At 42.1% G+C, this 19,343-nt stretch carries 18 protein-coding genes, 2 tRNA genes and 1 other annotated feature (1 of these 21 cut by a window edge); of the genes, 3 read left to right on the top strand and 17 right to left on the bottom strand.

Going from position 1 to position 19,343, the window contains the following annotated elements:
• Positions 1–17: 17 nt before the first annotated feature.
• The 5 genes from IKW96_RS10360 to IKW96_RS10380 form a co-directional block, all read right to left on the bottom strand.
• Positions 18–914, bottom strand: a complete 897-nt coding sequence (locus IKW96_RS10360) for a hypothetical protein (RefSeq protein ID WP_296574184.1) — start codon at positions 912–914, stop codon at positions 18–20.
• The gene (locus tag IKW96_RS10365; protein ID WP_296574187.1) at positions 911–1,597 is read right to left on the bottom strand and encodes a class D sortase; all 687 of its coding nucleotides are present in this window, start codon (positions 1,595–1,597) and stop codon (positions 911–913) included. Before IKW96_RS10365 ends, IKW96_RS10360 begins: the two co-directional genes overlap by 4 nt.
• Positions 1,598–2,413: a hypothetical protein gene (locus tag IKW96_RS10370; protein ID WP_296574191.1), complete on the bottom strand. Its 816-nt coding sequence runs from the start codon at positions 2,411–2,413 to the stop codon at positions 1,598–1,600.
• A 178-nt stretch (positions 2,414–2,591) separates the two neighbouring features.
• On the bottom strand, positions 2,592–3,011 hold the full coding sequence (locus IKW96_RS10375) for a hypothetical protein (RefSeq protein WP_296574193.1): 420 nt from the start codon (positions 3,009–3,011) through the stop codon (positions 2,592–2,594).
• A gap of 260 nt (positions 3,012–3,271) precedes the next feature.
• Positions 3,272–3,345, bottom strand: a tRNA-Arg gene (locus tag IKW96_RS10380).
• A 177-nt stretch (positions 3,346–3,522) separates the two neighbouring features.
• On the opposite strand from IKW96_RS10380, the gene IKW96_RS10385 reads away from it, so the two are divergent.
• The 3 genes from IKW96_RS10385 (at position 3,523) to IKW96_RS10395 (ending at position 6,218) form a co-directional block, all read left to right on the top strand.
• Positions 3,523–3,598: transfer RNA gene (locus IKW96_RS10385), tRNA-Lys, on the top strand.
• 136 nt (positions 3,599–3,734) lie between these two features.
• The gene (locus IKW96_RS10390) at positions 3,735–4,751 is read left to right on the top strand and encodes a glycosyltransferase (RefSeq protein WP_296574197.1); all 1,017 of its coding nucleotides are present in this window, start codon (positions 3,735–3,737) and stop codon (positions 4,749–4,751) included.
• 15 nt (positions 4,752–4,766) lie between these two features.
• Complete coding sequence (locus IKW96_RS10395) at positions 4,767–6,218, top strand: lipopolysaccharide biosynthesis protein (protein WP_367112957.1); 1,452 nt, start codon at positions 4,767–4,769, stop codon at positions 6,216–6,218.
• A gap of 68 nt (positions 6,219–6,286) precedes the next feature.
• Here the strand turns inward: IKW96_RS10395 and IKW96_RS10400 are convergent, their stop codons facing one another.
• From IKW96_RS10400 to alaS, 12 genes are all read right to left on the bottom strand, one after another.
• A complete protein-coding gene (locus IKW96_RS10400; RefSeq protein ID WP_296574203.1) occupies positions 6,287–7,192 on the bottom strand; it encodes a dockerin type I domain-containing protein in 906 nt (301 codons plus the stop codon).
• A 14-nt stretch (positions 7,193–7,206) separates the two neighbouring features.
• The gene (locus IKW96_RS10405; RefSeq protein WP_296574205.1) at positions 7,207–7,884 is read right to left on the bottom strand and encodes a 5'-methylthioadenosine/adenosylhomocysteine nucleosidase; all 678 of its coding nucleotides are present in this window, start codon (positions 7,882–7,884) and stop codon (positions 7,207–7,209) included.
• A 134-nt stretch (positions 7,885–8,018) separates the two neighbouring features.
• Entirely contained in the window at positions 8,019–8,558 is a 540-nt protein-coding gene (locus tag IKW96_RS10410; protein WP_296574207.1) for a hypothetical protein, read from the bottom strand.
• Entirely contained in the window at positions 8,558–9,337 is a 780-nt protein-coding gene (locus IKW96_RS10415) for an SDR family oxidoreductase (protein WP_296574210.1), read from the bottom strand. The genes IKW96_RS10410 and IKW96_RS10415 overlap by 1 nt, the downstream gene beginning before the upstream one ends.
• Positions 9,338–9,341: 4 nt before the next feature.
• On the bottom strand, positions 9,342–10,487 hold the full coding sequence (locus tag IKW96_RS10420) for a DHHW family protein (protein ID WP_296574214.1): 1,146 nt from the start codon (positions 10,485–10,487) through the stop codon (positions 9,342–9,344).
• A 16-nt stretch (positions 10,488–10,503) separates the two neighbouring features.
• Positions 10,504–11,883 (bottom strand): MBOAT family O-acyltransferase, encoded by a 1,380-nt coding sequence (locus IKW96_RS10425; protein WP_296574217.1) that lies wholly within the window; start codon positions 11,881–11,883, stop codon positions 10,504–10,506.
• Entirely contained in the window at positions 11,873–12,472 is a 600-nt protein-coding gene (locus IKW96_RS10430; protein WP_296574220.1) for a toprim domain-containing protein, read from the bottom strand. The genes IKW96_RS10425 and IKW96_RS10430 overlap by 11 nt, the downstream gene beginning before the upstream one ends.
• Before the next feature lie 11 nt (positions 12,473–12,483).
• The gene (gene holA / locus IKW96_RS10435) at positions 12,484–13,566 is read right to left on the bottom strand and encodes a DNA polymerase III subunit delta (protein ID WP_296574223.1); all 1,083 of its coding nucleotides are present in this window, start codon (positions 13,564–13,566) and stop codon (positions 12,484–12,486) included.
• Entirely contained in the window at positions 13,566–15,611 is a 2,046-nt protein-coding gene (locus IKW96_RS10440) for a ComEC/Rec2 family competence protein (RefSeq protein ID WP_296574225.1), read from the bottom strand. The genes holA and IKW96_RS10440 overlap by 1 nt, the downstream gene beginning before the upstream one ends.
• An 11-nt stretch (positions 15,612–15,622) precedes the next feature.
• Positions 15,623–16,162, bottom strand: coding sequence for a phosphoribosyltransferase family protein (locus tag IKW96_RS10445; RefSeq protein ID WP_296574229.1), 540 nt, complete (start codon positions 16,160–16,162; stop codon positions 15,623–15,625).
• 12 nt (positions 16,163–16,174) lie between these two features.
• Positions 16,175–16,528, bottom strand: coding sequence for a histidine triad nucleotide-binding protein (locus tag IKW96_RS10450; protein WP_296574232.1), 354 nt, complete (start codon positions 16,526–16,528; stop codon positions 16,175–16,177).
• Positions 16,529–16,576: 48 nt separating this feature from the next.
• Positions 16,577–19,204: an alanine--tRNA ligase gene (gene alaS, locus IKW96_RS10455; RefSeq protein ID WP_296574235.1), complete on the bottom strand. Its 2,628-nt coding sequence runs from the start codon at positions 19,202–19,204 to the stop codon at positions 16,577–16,579.
• 59 nt (positions 19,205–19,263) lie between these two features.
• Positions 19,264–19,343: a binding site (T-box leader), on the bottom strand; it runs 116 nt beyond the window's last position.

Raw genomic sequence — 19,343 nt, forward strand, 5'->3', positions numbered from 1 at the left:
GTTAGTCCGAAAAAACATCAGTTTATCTGAGTAGGTTTTGTATCGGGGTACTTTTTCTTTTCGCCTATTATGCCATAAATTACAGCCATAGCAAGTCCTAATACTATGAGAGCTATCTGTATTGCCATGAAAGCTTCCGTATATTTGTACATTGCGCTTGTAAACGCTGTGAATACTGCTGCTTGTTTTACGGAAAATGAGTTATAGTATCTCGTTGCGATGAGATAAATGCTCGGGACAGTTCCGATTATACCTGCCACCATAGCAGATATGCCGCACCAGTACATAGCGGTAATCTTTTTTTTTCGGTTGAAAAAGATAAGGAGCAGAATCAGAAAAAGCGTTGCACCAAGGTAAAATGCGGTATGGAGTATTCTCTTCGAGTAGACGTCTGCGACCTTTTCGAGAACTCCCTTGCCGGCCATGGCTGAAAACTTGTAGACATCGCAGAACGACCCTATAGTTGCATATGCGTTTTCCTTTGTAGTGCTTAATTTGAGTTCAAAGTTTTCGTCCTTTTCGTAATTGTTCTTATCTGCAAAATCATTGAAAAAGTTGTCGATACTGTTTTCGAGCTCCTTGTTCTGAGGGTAGACTGTATTCATTATGCCGTCATTGCTGATAGCTTCAAATGCGGAATCTATATAAGCCTCCTCAAAGCTTCTGATATAGTTCTTATCAATGGAGTTCATATAAACCTCGGCAGGAATGCCCGTGGTATTGTATTTATCCGTGAAATACTTTTCAAGTTCGGTGTATATCTTGGTTTCAATATCTTTTTTTTGTGAAATGCTTTTCAGCTTTGCGGGAGAAACGTTTATATCCACCAGTAATAAAGCCGAACTTATGATAACTGCAAATACGAGCAGCACGGAAACTATCAGAGAAGGAAGATATGAGCCTGGTTTCTTCATTTTTTACTCTCCTCTGCTTTTTTATAGAATTTTTTCACTGTAGGCTCGCAGATTACCCCGAGCCTTTCGTCAGAATTTCCGAGCACGTCCTTTTTGCAGGTGTATAATGTAAGCTTTGACGTTTCAGACGGAGAAACATACTTGTTTTCCTTTTTGTTGAATATTATGATGTCTGTGACTTTATATTCAAATTCGCCGTAATTCGTCTTTAAAGCAATAGTATCATCTTTTTTGAGTTTGTTAAGGTCTGCAAAATATGTGTCCTGATGAGCGCTTATTACGGAGTTGCCCTTGTCCCCTATTATCGCCGAGCTTGACGACTGGCAGGCGCCTCTTTCGTAAAGTTCAGAACTGCTGCCCCAGTATACGGGGATAGAAATGTCAAAAGCCGATGTTGTGAGCACAGCGTACATTTCACCGAATTTCGGACGGATAAACTCGCCCTCTTCAAATGTTTCACCACTGTATCCGTCGATAATATCGTTATCTCTGATGACAAGTCCGGAACCAGCGGATTCGGGCGTGTTTTTCAGATTGTCCATAAAAGCGATATTAAGGTAAACTTTAAGCTTGTCCGCAGGCTTTATCATGGCTGCTATCAATACGCCGACACAAATAAATAGAAGTATGAACGGAGTTACTACATGGATAAGAGCTCCGTCTTTAGCTTGTTTATTGTTCATTCAGTTCTCCGATCTTTCCATGCGGCGCATAAGAAGGAATGCTGCGGCAGTTCCGACGCCTATCAGTGCAGCAGAGACTGCAAGAAGTCCTCTTCTGTCATAGCCTGTATCTTCAACGGCGTTGCCTGCAGTTGATACGTTAAGAAGCTCGCCGTCATCGTTCCTCATGGCAACTGTTACAGAATCGTCAGTTATCTCATCGACTGTGACATTGATTCCCATTTTTTCTGCTGCTTCGGAAATTTTCCCGATTATCTGCATTTTCTGGTCAACAGGACTCTGCTTCATGAGGGACTTGTATTCCTCAGGACTGAGATCATCGATTATAGCCTGCTGCTGAGCCTCTGTAAAACTATGAACATATGCCATTTTGTCTTCGTATTCCATGTTTATGAATTCTTCGCGGCTTATTCTTGTAAAAGTCGTTCCGTCTGAAGCAGTAAGAGTAATACCGTTAGCCACAGACTGTTCGGGAGCTGTGGGAGCTTCCTGCTGCTGTCCTTCTGTCGGCGTCTGAGCAACTGTTGTGGTTGTAACAACATCTGCAGGTTCCTGAGGTGCTGTAGCGATAATCTGAGCTCCTGAAGCGTGAAGGCGTTCGATCACCATATCAAGGAGCTCAGGCGGATATTTGTCAGGATTTTCATAATATGCATTGTATCCTGCCTGTATCTGGGCTTCTGAGTAACCATATGATCTTGCAACGGCAGCTACATCATCAACTGTAGCTGCATTAGCAGATAAACCGATAGCAAAAGAGCTTATTGCTGCAGCTGTAATGACTGAGGCATAAGCGGTAATTCTTTTTATGAGCATAAGATCCCTCCATTCACTTATACAGATTTATTATACCCTTTTATAGCGGAAATGTCAAGAAATCATGTGTATGAAAGAATTGTTTTTTTGAAATGTTATAAATATACAAAGCCCCCCTGTAATTGATACAGGGGGGCATAACACTTGATTCTATTGCATAGGAGTATAAACAGTATTATTAGTAGCTATAAACAATTCTCTTACCACCGTAATATGCATTATACCAGTTTGTTTTTTCTAATCTATAATGACCGCTACTTTTTTGATAATGATTGTAACAAGATTCGGCATCAACGATTAAATCTCCATATTTATTGTAAATATAACCACTGTCGCCAACATAATAAACTACATCGTACTCAACACCCCATTCATAACTATTGAGCGCATCACAAGGCCATTTTGCAATATAGTATGTATTAGTAGTAAATCCAGCATGAGGTTTATAATAAGTGTCATTTGGAACATAATCCAACATATCGGCAACAGCCAAATTAGCATTTGAGAATTTTTGGTCAATTGTCTTGATTCCTGTACCTGTTAATGTTACCATTGTCATTGCAGCAGCCACAATACCGCTTATAAATTTGATATTCATAATAATTCGAAGTCCTTTCCGTTATTAGTTTTGAATTTTATTAAAAAAATAGTGCTATAATGATATATCATTTGTAACATACCCGAGTATGTTTTTATTATATCATATAAAAAATATAATGTCAATATTATTTTTATCAACATAATGAATAAATTTTGTTTGCTAAGTTTGTGTATTTTATTTGTGGCTACTATAGACAAATGGCAGAAGAATATTTATTACAAATAAAAAAACCCTACGTAAAACGTAAGGCTTTTAAGCGTGCCTGGAGGGATTCGAACCCCCGACCTACTGGTTCGTAGCCAGTCACTCTATCCAGCTGAGCTACAAGCACATCTTTTCAACGACTCAATTATTATATCATGTCCTGAGAAAAAAGTCAACACCATTTATTAAAAACGTCATATTGCACTAATTAACTTCAAAAATGTGAGGTTTATATTTAAATCTATAAAAAGATAGAAAACATCTTGACAAGTTACCGGAAATTTGATATAATTAATTTTGTTGTGAGACATTAGCTCAGTCGGTAGAGCATACGCCTTTTAAGCGTAGGGTCGAGGGTTCAAATCCCTCATGTCTCACCAGTGGGAAATTCCCACGGGTCGATTCGCGTTCACATTATGTGTAACGCGAATTTTTTTCCGCTTACAGCCGCAAAAGTATTCAAATGATGAATAAAACGCTTGACAGCCTGACAAATATGTGATAGTATTAAAGTGTTTGAAAAATACCATTTGTTTAATAATATACGATTTATACAGAGGTGTGGTTATGACAGTAAGTATTGTCTGCAATACGTTTAATCATGAAAAATATATTCGGGACGCATTGGAAAGTTTTGTTACACAAAAAGTGGATTTTGACTATGAGATATTGGTCTATGATGACGCTTCTACTGACGGTACAGCTGATATTATAAGAGAATACGAAAAAAAGTACCCTGATATTATCAAGCCTGTTTACCAGACGGTAAATCAGTATTCACTTAGATTGAGACCTTCACTGCAGAATTTGAGGAGAGCTACAGGAAAATATGTTGCGATATGTGAAGGTGACGATTACTGGATAGACTCTTATAAGCTGCAAAAACAGGTAGATTATATGGAGAAAAACGAAAAATGTACCTTCTGCTTCACAAACGGAAGGATCCGCTACGGTACTGACGAGAAGCTGTCTGAAAAACAGATCATTCCTTGGGACAGGACTTCCATTATAAAAGATGACTTCGATTATGATGTAGGCGAAGTAGAAAAAATGGGCTTTATACCGACTTGCTCATTTCTATTCAGAAACGGTCTTGAATTATTAAATGTATCCGAAAAAGCTTTTAAAGGAGATCTTTATATCAAGCTTTCGGTAACAAAATATGGTTATGCACATTTTATAAATGAACCAATGGTAGTATACAGACGCGGTGTCAATGAGTCTGCAACTGCTTTGTGGGTCAAGGAACCGAAGAAGTATGCAGTTCAGTGTGATAAGTATATTCAGCTATTTACTGATGTTCGCAGTCAGATTGATAAAAAATACGAACCGATCATGAATATGCGTATTTGTCAGTGGAAAATACTTAAATATTATTCGTTGAATGATTATTCGGAGTTAAAAGCGCTTCGCAAAAGCGGCGAAATAAAATATCTGAAATACGGTAATCTGTACAGTCGTATATTTTATGTTTCAAAGGGCAGATTTCCGAAATTACTGAGATTTATACATAAATTTGTATCTTCAAGATGATAGGTGGATTTGGGTTTGAAAAAGAATTCTTTGGTTTTAAGTAATATGCTCTGGCGTCTTGGCGAACGACTTGGTGCGAAAGCTGTAGCATTCGTAGTTGAACTTATCCTCGCAAGAATGCTTGGCCCCGGAGCATTTTCCATAATTGCTCTTATAACGATTTTTACGGCGATATTACAGGTTTTCGTAGACAGCGGACTTGGCAATGCGCTGATACAGAAGAAAGATGCGGATGATGTCGATTTTTCTACGGTTTTCTATGTGAACATGGGAATGTGCCTGTTCCTTTATTTTTTGATATTTTTGATAGCTCCGCTTATTTCATCATTCTATAATAATCCCGATCTTACTGCTCCTATACGTGTTTTGAGCTTGACTATAGTGATCTCAGGAGTAAAGAATGTTCAGCAGGCATATGTGTCAAGAAATATGCTTTTCAAGCGTTTTTTCTTTGCAACTCTTGGCGGAACCATTGGTGCAGCTGTCATCGGTATCTTACTTGCATATTTAGGTTTCGGAGTATGGGCATTAGTTGCACAGATGCTTTTCAATAACCTTGTTGATACTATCATACTTTGGGTTACAGTTAAATGGCGCCCCAAAAAAGTTTTTTCATTTGAACGCTTTAAAGGTTTATTTTCATATGGCTGGAAGCTTCTCGTATCAAGTCTTATAGATACTGTTTATAATGATCTAAGACAGCTTATCATAGGCAAAAGGTATCTTCCGACCGATCTTGCACAGTATAATCAGGGAAAGAAATTCCCTATGTATCTTGTAACGAACATCAATACTTCCATTGACAGCGTGCTACTACCGACCATGTCGGAGGTACAGGATGACAAACAAGCTATTAAAAGCATGACAAGACGCGCCATAAAGACGAGTACCTATATCATGATGCCGTTTATGGTTGGACTTGCGGTTTGTGCTTACTCACTTATACACCTTATATTAGCCGACGAATGGCTGCCTTGTGTTCCTTTTCTGAGAATATTCTGTTTTTCCTACGCCTTTTACCCGATACATACTGCTAACCTTAATGCTATCAAAGCTATGGGCCGAAGTGACCTGTTCCTGAAGCTTGAAGTAATAAAAAAGATCGTAGGTTTTCTTGCTATCCTGATAACGATGTGGATAAGCGTTATGGCAATGGCTTATAGTCTTCTTTTTATATCTGTGGCAAGTCAGATAATCAATTCATGGCCGAATAAAAAGCTTATGAATTACAGCTATTTTGAACAGTTGAAGGATCTTATGCCTCAATTGCTGCTTTCACTGGTAATGGGAGCTATAGTATACTGTGTACAGCTTTTAGGACTCAATGATATTCTTACATTACTTATACAGATCCCTCTTGGAGCCGCTATCTATATTATAGGTTCAAAACTGCTTCATCTTGATAGCTTTGAATACCTTATTTCTACTGTGAAAGGACTTTTAGGTAAAAGAAATAAAGCAAATTGATCATATTTCGCTTATAAATGAAACAGCCGCCCGAAAAAATCGGGCGGCTTTAAATATTTCATCAGATATCAGTCCTTGTTGATGAACTGGTTAAGTGTAATATCTTTCTTTCCGCTGGAAACAGAAGCGTAGAATGCAAGAACTCCGCTGGCGTCAACTGCATCGATTATCTTATCGCCGTTGATATCTGAAGCAGCTGTCTGCTCCTTTGTCATTGTAGAATCCTTTTTAGCAGAAAGTGTAGCATATTCCTTGAGGATAGCTGATGCGTCAACTGCGTCTATGAAACCATTATTGTTAACATCGCCAAGCTGACGGTCAGAAACATTAACTCTTAGATTCTTGCTGGTCTTGGACATATCAACGCTGCCGATGATCTCGGGCTTGTCGACATATCTCGGACTTACTGTGGAAGAAAACTCTTCCTTGTTGATGATGTTGATATCGTAGCTTCCGAAAGCTGCGTCCTTTGCAAGTTTTGCATTGAAGCAAGCAATCGGATATGCGTCAGATGTCTCGCCTGTCAGTTTCATCGGGTCAGCTGATGTGTAGGTCGAATAAACTACGGAAAGAATATTAAGATCGTCAAACTGCTTGCTTAAAACACTTTTTTCACTTTCATTGAAATCAGCATAGGCAGTTTTTCCGTATTTTTTCACAGTCACTGGTGATGCAAGGTCTTTAAGAGCAAGCGACTTGTCCTCGCACTGCCATTTAGCAACAACAGCGCCTGCAAGCTTCTGGTCATCCTTGACAAAAAGAGCGCATGGGATAACAGTTCCGTCTGCGGAAGCGGTTTTTGTGTTTACAAAGACCGTACCATATTTGAGAACCTCTATACCTGTTCCCTCGTCTGCTTTAAAATAGTAGCTGGGTTTGTAATCAGCAGGGAGCTCCGCTGCGCTTGCAGCAGCTGATACTGCCATGCTTGCAGCCATAACAGCTGCTGAAACGAATGATAATGTCTTTTTCATATATGTTTCTCCTTTCAGAGCAGCTCAGACATACGCAGAACGATTTCTGCTACGCGCTTAGCTGCAATTTTTTCAAATTCATCAAATGACATTGCTCCCTCGTCATCGGCATTGTCTGAAATGCAGCGAACACTGACATACGGAAGCTTGTTGAGGTAGCAGCAGTGGCCTACTGCCGCACTTTCCATGTCAACTGCATACGGGTCAAATTTTTCGAGTATAGTATTCTTAGCTTCGTTGCTTGAAATGAAAGCTTCACCAGAAACTATCCTTCCTCTGAATGATTTTACGGAGAACTCCGAGCAGACCTTTTCGGCTGTTTCGATAAGTCCGTCATCAGCTCTGAATATACCGCAGTACGGCGGATAGTCCTTGAGGAAATGAAGGTCAAGGTCATGAGGAAGCACCTCAGTTGATATTACTATATCGCATACCTTTACAGAGCTGTTCATACCGCCTGCAATACCTGTATTTATGATACAGTCGGGGTGAAAATTATCTATCATTACCTGTGTGCAGAGAGCAGCGTTTACCTTTGCGATACCACAGCAGGCGTTTATCAGTGTTTTTCCGTTTTTCTCATTGATATAAAAATCAAAGCCTGAAATATGCTTTATCTCACCAATACCAAGCATTTCTCGTATGTCGGTAAGTTCCGATGGCATAGCTCCGATGATTCCTATTGTGTCCATTGTGATCACTCCCAAAATTAAATTCTGTAATCATTATAACATATAAAACAATAAATAGCAAGGAATGAGGAGAAAAAAGTTTGTGTTTTCGTTCGATAAAAAAGACCGCACGATTTATGTGATAAATGTGCGGTCTATCTTTTTTTACGGAATTTTGGCATAAGCCTTTTTTTGTATAGCATATAAGTGAAATCAAGGTCAAAATCGTAGAAAAGGAACACGAGATTTGATATCCCGAGCATTATGTAGGCTCCGTATCTGCCCAGATCGTCAAATTCCTCAAGCATTTCTTTCAGTCCGAAAATATATACCGTAACATAGAAAAATGCGATGATGCAAACGTTGAATAATAAAATCTTGACAGCAAATCTCAGTAATTTCACTTTTATCTTCTGAATGTAGAATCGTATTATCGGGTAATGTCCGAAGAACATTATGAATATCAGGGCGGCTTCCTTGTCAAATGTTATGAACATCGCAAGAAGACCTACTGCAAGGTACGTCAGGAACGCCCAGCCCGTATTTACCTCAACGGCGATTATCATAAGGAGTATCCCTGCGATACCTGGCAAAAGCAGGTAAAGCGCAGGGAATATTCCCGCAAGGAACATGGTCACGAGACAAAGCGCGGAAATTATTCCGCCCAGTGCTACTCTATAGCTTATATCTCTCATTATTTAAGAGCCTTTTCCTTTCCGTCGGAAGTCTTCTTTGCGTTCTGTATGTTGTATACGATGGCTGCAAGAAGCTTCTGAGGCAAAAATCGCTGTCCGAAAGTTCCGAACTTTACAAAGAGCCCCGGAATCGCAAAGAGTTTTCCGCTGAATGCTTTTTTCAGGGCATATTCCGCTGCCTGATCGGCTGTTATGGGCTTTACCGAGAAGCTCACCCCTGCCCTGTTGTTGAAGTTGGTATCAACAGGCCCCGGGCAAAGAACGGTTATCTTTACATTTGAACGGTCTCTGCGGAGCTCCTCATATATTGCAACAGACAGTCTGAGGACATAGTTTTTTGAAGCGTAATAAGCCGCCATTAGAGGTCCTGACATAAAACCTGCGGCAGAAGCTACATTCAGTATTGTGCCGTGATCTTTCTTTTTGAAATCACGGAGAAAAAGCTTTGTTAGTATATGAAGTGCTGTGATATTTACATTTATCATGTTGACTTCGTCTTCAAGATCGGTATCCTCAAACTTTCCGAAAAGGCCGTATCCTGCGTTATTAATGAGCATATCGACGTTTTTGCCTTTGCAGAAATCGTATACTCTGAAAACGTCGTCGCGCTTTGAAAGATCGGCGGCTATAACTTCAATATTTCCGCCGAGACTCTGCTGCATTTCTTTAAGTCTTTTCTCGTTTCTGCCTGTTAGAATCAGAGACCAGCCTTTTCGTGAAAGCTTTGCCGCAAAGCTTTGTCCTATGCCGGATGTGGCGCCTGTTATCAATGCTTTCATAATATCAGTTCCTTTCGATTATCTTTTCGAGATTTGACCTGTTCCCGAGATTTTCAACGCCGAACATAAACAGCGTCTGGCTGTAATCGTTTATATTGATGTACTCGGAGAGCTCTTTTTGCATATCCTCGGGTGAAACGACTGCTATTTCGCTGTAATGCTGGATAAGAAACGGAATAAAGCAGTCTGCATAGCTGTCCTTGATGACAAGGAGCTTCTTGTCGTTTTTTACTGATGTCCTGATTTTTATGAGAGGTGCGCTTTCTCCCAGAAATACTGAATACATATCGCTTGAATCAAGCATATCAAGGTCGTAAAGCTCAGACTCAACGGTATCGCCGCTGTTTGTTGTCTTTTCACATGAGAGTACCTCGGCGCCGTCGGGATAGCTGTAGATATCAATGATATCCGGCTTAACTTTTGCAGAGAGCACCTTTTTATAGAGATTTCCTCTGAAATCGTCGGTGATATGCTGGATACTGTACTTGTCATACAGTGTCGGAAGAAATCCGAGCTTCTGGATAACGGTCTTATATACACAGTATGCCCCGTAAGTTGTCCATTTAGTATCGGTTCTGTAATAAATATAATTCTCGTTCAGCATTTTCAGTATATTATAGGCGTCTATCTTCCTGATATCGTTGCTCAGGAACTCATAAAATGCAGTTATCTGCTGACTGTCCGACCTTGAGATGCCGCGTGCCTGCAACAGGTCGCCGTATACTCCCGAAGAGCTCGGTATCGCCGCAAAATATACTGTTCCGTCGTAATTTTCAGCATAGCGGCTGAAAATATCCGCATTTACCGATGCAGGAGTTCTCAGTGAAACCTCTGCGTCAAGGAGCCTGTCCTTGCCGATGTATATTCCGTTTACTATCTGCTCTGAGAGCTCTGCCTGCATGATTGTTTTAGCGGATATCCATTCCTCTCTGCCTGCAAAATGGTCTGTAACATAATATCCGAGCTGGTCAACGTCAGAGCCGTCGTACAGTCCGTCAAGCGATACTTCGGGGATATCTGCGAGCTTTCGGTTTTCGGCAATGGAAAAGCTTTCTTTTTTGCCGAATACTGTCATAAAGAAGAAAAACGCAATGACAGACAGTGTCAAAACAGCGGTTATCCTGCTAGTGAGCTTTGTAAGCTTTGCCATTTTATCCCCTCCCCTTTTATAGCTTTAACAGCAGCATTTCTGAGCTGCCGCTGTAAGATATAAGCGCTGTACAGATTATCAGAAGAACTGCCACCACCATCGGTGATACGATGTTTAATGCGATCTTCAGCTTCTTCTTGCCGGACCTTGTCATCATGTTCCTGAAAAGATCGGTTGAAGCGTACATTGCAAGCAGAATAAGAACTATATACGACTTTGTGAGGTAAAATGCCTGCGTATCTGCTATAGTTCCGTTTCCACCTATCATTACAAGGAAGTATTTTACTGAGTACGAAAAACTGCTGCCCGAAAGGAACACTGAGCAGAGAATGACTATCAGGAATGTGTAAAAAATTCCTGTGAGTTCCATTATCTTCTTTTCTCTCAGACGGGCTTCCGTTATGATGAAAGCTCCCATAAGAGCACCGAAAACCAGTCCGTTCAGATCAAATGTATACCAGAAGCCGAAAAGCGACCAGCCGAATATGAAAACAGCTTCCCAGAGCCATTTTTTCTCAGATGAATTGTAAAGCGGTTTGGTTATGTACCGCCTGAGCCACTGAACCACCTGTGACTGCCAGCGTGCTGCGAAATACTTTATCCTTGAGCTGAGCAAGGGATAATTGAAGCTGTGAGGCAGGCGTATCCCGAAGCAGTAGGCTATGCCTGTACCCATGTCCGCAACTCCGGAAAGAGTAAAATACAGACAGAAAATATAAGCTGTTATTCCGAGCCATGCGGTAACTGCGGATATTTCATTGAAATTGCTGCTCTGCACAGATCTGTACAGCATATAGAGATTATCGGCGATTATCACTTTTTTGGCAAGTCCTTTTACAAAGACTGTCATTCCGACTCCGATTCCCGACAAACTTGATTTTCTGCTGTCAAGAAGCTTTGAAAATGAGCCGTATCTGAGCAGCGGTCCCATAATGAGCTTCGGAAAGAACATTATATATATTGAGAACCTCATGAGACTGCATCTGCAGCTCAGTCTTTTCTTGTAAACGTCAATAAGAGTTCCTGTAGCCGAGAGTACAAAGAACGAGATTCCAATCGGAAAGAAGCCTTCCGGAGCTTTTATCAGTCTGTGGAGCCATGTGAAGTATTCGGTCCTGAATGCAAATAGTGCAAGAAGATCAAAAACAATGCCGAATACGAGAGGGACAGAAGCAAGTTTTTCGTTTCTCCGGAATTTTTCTATCAGCTTTATGCAGCAATAGTTTATTATGGTAAAAACTGAGATAAATATGAGGAAATACAGACTTATCATGCCGCAGAATGCTATACTTAGCAGCAAAATGGTTATTTCACGCCATTTTCTGGGTGTAAGATAGTACAGCATGAGCGAGATCGGCAGAAAGCCGTATATATACAGTAAACTGCTATATACCATTGTTTTCCCCCTTTATTTTTTCTACTGTTTCCGCAAGCTCGGAGCTGTCCATCATGGTACATAGCACCTCGATAAGAGCAGTCGATGAAAGCTGCTGAGGGAGCCCGAGCTTTTTCTGGAGCAGCAGTCTCAGCTCTCTGCTGTTGGCACCGCCGCTCAGTCCCAGCTCATATAGAGTGAGCTTTGTTATATCCGAAGTCCTGACATTTTCGGAAGCAGTTATGCCCGATCTCTGAAAAGCTTCAAGGAGAATTTTAGTGTCAATTCCTTCGACTCCGAGCTTTCCCTCGGCAGAAGGTTTGGTTTTACGCTTTTCCTTGCCGAAAATGTCTGGAATATATACGTTTGTTATCTTTCCGTCGCCTATAGCGCCCTTTATATATCCACGTATCTTCCGACCTGCTGCATCCGAGTCGGTAAGTATGATTATACCCGTCTTTTTTGCATAATAGCGTATGAGCTCAAGTTTTTCGGTGTCCTTGAATATTCCGAAGCCGTTAGTGATTATGATAACGGCGTCAACGATGGAAGAAAGCTTTATTTTATCATATTTTCCCTCAACGATTATAGCTTCACTTATCTTTATCATTGGTTTCACCACTAATTTTTGGTCATAAGCATTTTGGTAATGCACTGTTCAAGTATTGTTTTTTCATCGCTTCTGCTGAAATTGAGAAGCATATTCGTATCACGGAGTATGGTTATGCATTTCCTGAGTCTTTTTATGCTCATTCGCGAACTGTCACGGAAAGCGTTTTTAACCTTGAAATCAAGAATATAGGAAAAATCCTCTTTGACGTCGTTTATCTGTTTTCCTTTTTTACGTGCACAGGCTGCGCGGTACATATCAATAAAAGAATTTGAGATCGACGCAAGAACGGCGCCCCTGTTGTTTTTGTCCTGCATGAGCTCATCAAGAGCTTCAAAAGCCATTCGCTTGTTAAGAGCTGCAACGGCGTCTGCAAGCTTGAAAATAGTCGCGTCACTCTGCCTGTGTACAAAATTATTGAGGATATCCCTGGTTATCTCGTTTTTTCCTGCATATGAGCACAGCTTATCTATCTCATTGCGTATGGCAAGAGTGTCGTTCTGGCACATTTCCGCAAGTTCACGGGCGTTATCAAGTGAAATAAGGGAGCCTCTCGCTGAAACGCTTGCAGCGATATCCTTTGCGAGTTCGCTTTCGGTCTTGACGGGACATTCAATGAGAACTCCGTTTTTCTCGGCGAAATCGGCAAGCTTCTTGTTCCTGTCCTTGATAGTGTTCTTTTTTGTCCTGAAATCAGTTTTTACAGCTATTTCAAAGCCTGTAACGTTAAATATGACCAACGTATGCGGAGGAATATCCTTAATAGCCTCTATAAGCTTTTTGTTGATATCCTCTGCCTTGAGACCCGCCATGTTTTCACGCGGCTTTTCACAGTTATAGTCGTTGATAAGGATACAGTTGTACTCTGACATCATCGGCATCATCTGTATCATATCATAAAGCTCGGAAAAATCAAGATATCTGCCCTCGAGCCTGTTGAGGGCAAATTCTTCGTTATCCCCGACAGCTGCCTTGATTATATACTTTGTCAGCTTTTCAACATCGGGGATGTTCTGACCAAATATATAGTAAAGATTACTGAGCTCGCCTTTGTTCAGCTGAGCCTTTAATGTTCTGGCGTCAATTTGTGGCATTACAATCTCCTTATGGTGAAGCTGTCTGAGTCTGACAGCACTATCTCAAAATTATTGTTTTCACTAAGATCAAGAATATTTTCAGCTTTATCCTCCCCTTTTGCAGCTTTTCCGCACAGGACTGTGAGTTCAGAAGCTGCTGCGTGTTCTTTGCTGTCTGAAATAAAGCGTACTTTTCTGCTGTCAGTGCTTATAGTTATACCGGTGTCTGTAATGTTTATGTCGTATCCGTTCTCGAGGATTGTAATATCATTGCTGTAATAAGTGATATTATCGCTTTTCAGAGGAATTTCAGTTTCTCCCGAGATTATCCAGTTACTGATGTCGGTAAATTCCAACTCTTTCCCATAGCTCACATATCCGGACTGTACTTTCTGAGTTAGGACAGCATAATCAACATGACTTATACCGTTTACAGTGAGGTACTTCCTGACGTAGTCAGCAGAGCGGTAATGTCCGCTTATGTCGATAATATCAGCGGAATTATCGCGGCTTACGACTACAACGGCGTTGCTCCCCTTTCCGAGGACCGCGATCACAGTATGGCTGTTGCGTCCGAGCTTTACGGCAGCCGACGCTATAAACAGAAAAGCTGCGGAAAATGCGGCAGCTCCGCATATGAATTTCCTGTTTCGGAACATTGCAGCTGTCAGCACAGTAATTATCATGCATATCAGCAAACCGTATATTACAGCTCTGTTGCTGCCTGAGAAATATGTGAAGCGTATACGCGATATACTGTCCGAAAAGCGCAGAATAAACTCGTTTATCACTTTCGGAATGAACAGTAAGTCAAATATTCCGCCTGTAAGAGCATATAGCAGTCCGATTGTCATTGATACGGAACAAAGCGGAACTACAAGCATATTCGTTATTGGAGAAATGAGAGAGGTCTCATCAAAATAAAGAAGTGAAAACGGAAATACGCACAGCATGGTACACAGCATTACTGCCGTTTTTTTCGTAAAGCTTTGCAATGCAGTATCATCAGGCATATTTTTCGTCATATATGGTGCAAATACGCCGATTCCGAAGGTTCCTGCAACAGAAAGGATAAAACCTTCATCGTAGACAACATATGGCTGGCAAATACATATCATCAGCACAGCACCTGCAAGTGAATTGAAAGTGTCGTTCTGTCGTCTGAAAAGCCCTGCGGCATAGAGGAAATTCATCATTATTGCAGCTCTTACGGCTGAAACCGGATAGTTTGCCATTGTAACAAGAAACAACAGCAACAGTTCCATTACGGCGAATGACAGATATTTATTTACTCGAAGCAGCCTGAGAAGGCTCATAAGGATAAATACAGCAATTGAAACATGAAGTCCCGAAACTGCAAGGATATGGCCGATTCCACAGCGATATACGGCAGTTTTTACGTTATGATCCATACCTCTTTTCTCACCGAAAACCATTCCGGCAAGAAGGTCGCCGCTGTCCCTGCCGAGTGCAACATGAAAATCGTAGATAATCTTCTCTCTGTAATCGTTAACAGCTGCTTTTATGCTTCTTTTTGATGGACGGAGTATATTTATATCCGAAGCTTTGGTTATTTCAAGAAAAATCCCGTCGGATCTGTAGTATTTTTCACTGTCGAAGAGATAATCCTTTGAAAGCTTCTCAAAGGTACAGCTGCCGATATCTATGGTATCTCCTGTCTCTGCTTCAAGTGAATTGGCAAAGAAACTGAGTTTTGCTTTTTTGATACCGTTTATACTGCCTTTAAGGACATAAGATGTATTATCTCCGCTGTAATGCTGAACGCTCAAAACTTCTCCGCGGAATGAGCCGTCCTGCCCGTCCATTTCAACGGCAGGAGCATATCTCATAGCGGTATACGCGTTGAAAGCAAGCACAGCAGCTCCGAAGAATACAGCCATTATGCAGTGATCGACCGCTCTGAAGTCATACTTTCTCCCTGCGAGCAATGCGGTAGCTATCACAGCCCCAGCAATGATCATCAGAACGGGATCGGTAAAAAATGAAGCGAAAAACAATCCCGCCATATACGCTGCCGCAGCTCCAATCATTTTTCGCTTCATAATTCTATTCCTTATTTAAAGAAAAGCGGTAGCTTCTCAAGAAAACATATGTCTTTCCTCTCGCCTGCGTCGCCCTCTGCAAGTACGGCAGATCTGCCCGATATGATACCGCCTGCCTCAGTTACAACCTGTTCAAGGGCACGAAGCGACTCGCCTGTGCTGATAACATCGTCTACTATAAGCACCTTTTTGCCCTTGAGCATTGCAGCTTTCTCCTGAGAGAGGTAGAGTTTCTGCTCAGCAGCCGTTGTTATGGACTTAACGGTAACGCAGATTGGGTCTGTCATGTAGAGCTTTACGGATTTTCTTGCTACAACATAGGGCTTTCCGCTCTGTCTTGCCATTTCGTAAGCAAGAGGGATACCCTTGGACTCGGCTGTAATTATCATATCGAAATAAGGTGATTTGCTCAGGAGCTTGCCTGCAACGGCAACAGTGAGCTCTACATCGGAAAACATAACGAATGCAGCAATGTCTATCTTGTCATTGAGCGGACAAATAGGGAGTTCTCTTTCAAGTCCTGCAATTGTCATTTTATATGTTTCAGCCACGATGTTACCTCCTTATTCTGTCTTGCCGAGAGACTCAGGTCCCCAGCCCATTTTTACGCCTGCTAGCATATGGAAATGCAGGTGCTTTACTGTCTGTCCTGCGTCGTCGCCGCAGTTGTTGATAATGCGGTAGCTTGCGATACCTTCAGCCTTTGCTATCTTCGCAGCAGCTTCAAACACCTTTGAAACTGCGGAAGAATTTGCTTCTGTGATATCGTTTGCAGAGGTTATATGAACCTTCGGGATTATAAGGTAATGAACAGGTGCAATAGGAGCTATGTCCTTGAAAGCGTAAACAAATTCGTCCTCGTAGACCTTTGTGCTTGGTATTTCTCCGTCGATTATTTTACAGAATAAACAGTCCATATTGATTCTCCTTTGTATCATAGTACAGGTCATTTCGCCTGTCGGTTATTACATTGTTGCGGAAACTACATCGGCAAATTTAGCCATTGCCTCGTCAATCTTGGCTATGTCGCCTGCGCCTGCCATAGCTCCGTCGGGCTTTCCGCCGCCCTTACCGCCTGTTACAGCAGCTATTTCGCGTACTATCTTACCTGCGTTAGCGCCCTTTGCAACAGCTTCCTTTGTACATACGCAGTAGAATGTACCCTTATCGCCCATAGTTCCGGCGAAAAGAGCTATGATAGCTTCTTCCTTGTCCTTTACGCTGTCGCCGAGCTTTCTGAGAGCGTCAGGTGCAGAGCCGTCCATTCTTGCGGAAACTATCTTTATGCCGCTGACTTCCTTGGCGTTGTCAAAGAGAGCGGCTGTTTTTGAGTTTGCGATCTGCTGAGTAAGGCTTTCTATCTTCTTGTCCTTTTCCTTTGTCTCAGCTGCAAGAGCTGCACACTTTTCGGGGAGTTCATTGACATTTGCAAGCTTGAGAGCCTTTGCGGAACGGAGAATGGTATCCTTGAAGCTGTTCATGAGTTCAAGCGCTCCTGTACCTGTAACAGCTTCGATACGTCTTACGCCTGCAGCTACAGAGCTTTCGGAAACGATCTTGAAAAGACCTATCTGAGCGGAATTTGATATATGTGTACCGCCGCAGAACTCAACTGACTTGTTTGCGGTGACAACACGGACGGTATCGCCGTATTTTTCACCGAAGAGAGCCATAGCGCCCAGCTTTCTTGCTTCATCTATAGGCATTTCCTGCATTGTTACAGGGAATGCTTCCATTATTTCTGAGTTTACGATAGTTTCGACCTTTGCGATCTCTTCCTCGGTCATTGCGCTGAAGTGATTGAAGTCGAAACGGCAGGCTTTTTCGTTTACGAGCTGACCTGCCTGATGAACGTGGTCGCCGAGTACCTGTCTGAGTGCGTGCTGGAGAAGATGAGCAGTAGTATGGTTACGCATGATAGCCATTCTGCGGTCTTTCTCTATCTGAGCAAGCACCTTGTCGCCCTTGGCGATACTTCCCTGCTCTACTGTAGCAATGTGGAGGAAATGTCCCTCGGACTTGATGGTATCATCAACAGAAGCAATATTTGCTCCGTTGATAAGCATACCTGTGTCGCCTACCTGTCCGCCGCTCTCAGCGTAGAAAGGAGTTACATCGAGAACTATAACTACATCGTCGCCCTCAACAGCAGTCTCGACTTCTGCGCCGTTTTTATAGATAGCAAGTATCTCGGCGTCCTGGGCCTCAAAATCGGTATAGCCTGTGAATATAGTTGCAGGAGCGTCAACCTTTATACTGTTGTCAGCCCATGAGGAGCCAGCCTTTGCAGCGTGGTCAGCCCTTGCTCTTGCTCTCTGCTCCTTTGCAAGCTCCGTGAAGCGGTCACGGTCAACGGTAAAGCCTTTCTCCTCGCATATTTCCTCTGTGAGGTCTATCGGGAAACCATAAGTGTCTGAAAGCTTGAATGCGTCGTCGCCTGAGAGTACCTTTCCGCCCTCAGCAGTAAGCTTGTCCGTAAACTGATTGAGGAGCTCCGTACCCTTGTCGATTGTTTTAGCGAAAGCTTCTTCCTCAACGCCTATGATCTTCTTGATATAGTCGCGCTTTTCTGCAAGCTCGGGGTATGCGTTTGCATTTTCATTAATAACTGTATCGCAAACCTCTGTAAGGAAAGGTCTCTTAACGCCTAAGAGTCTGCCGTGACGGGCAGCTCTTCTGAGAAGACGGCGGAGAACATATCCGCGGCCCTCATTTGAAGGGAGGATACCGTCGCCGACCATGAAAGTAGTGCTTCTGATATGATCGGTGATAACACGGAGAGAAACGTCCTTCTTTGCGTCTTTTTTATACTCGATACCTGCTATTGAAGAGATATGCTTCATTATATTCTGAACGGTATCGACCTCAAAGATATTGTCAACACCCTGCATTACACAGGCAAGTCTCTCAAGACCCATGCCTGTATCAATGTTCTTGTTCTTCATTTCAGCGTAGTGACCTTCTCCGTCACTGTCAAACTGGCTGAAAACGAGGTTCCATATCTCGATTACTCTGTCACAGTCGCTTGCCTGTTCAAAGCTCTCAAAAGGACCGTAAGCCTCACCACGGTCGAAATGTATCTCAGAGCAAGGACCGCAGGGACCGGAGCCGTGCTCCCAGAAGTTGTCCTTTTTTCCGAGACGTATAATTCTGTCATGTGGGATACCTATGTGTTTCTCCCAGATCTGCTCTGCCTCGTCATCGCTCTCAAATATAGTGATCCAGAGCTTTTCAGCGGGGATCTCGAGAGTTTTTGTGAGAAACTCCCAAGCCCACTCGATAGCCTCTGTTTTGAAGTAATCGCCGAATGAGAAGTTGCCGAGCATTTCAAAATATGTACCGTGACGAGCTGTTTTACCAACGCTTTCGATATCAGGAGTTCTTATACACTTCTGACAGGTGGTAACTCTTTTGTTCGGAGGTGTAGCCTGTCCGAGGAAGAATTTTTTGAGCGGAGCCATACCGGAATTGATAAGAAGAAGGCTCTTGTCGCCCTGAGGTACTAAAGAAGCACTTGCCATCCTTGTATGGTTTTTGCTCTCAAAAAAAGATAAATACTTTTCACGTAGATCGTTAAGACCTGTCCACTGCATAAATATATCTCCTTTAATAAAAATATAAAACTTAGCAATACAAAAAAAGCCCCGTCGCCCAATGGGACGAAGGCTCTCGTGGTACCACCCAAATTTGAGAAAGATATACTTTCTCCTCATGATTCCTTAACGCAGAAAT

It is taken from the genome of Ruminococcus sp. (genome assembly GCF_017549005.1).
GTDB lineage: Bacteria > Bacillota > Clostridia > Oscillospirales > Ruminococcaceae > Ruminococcus.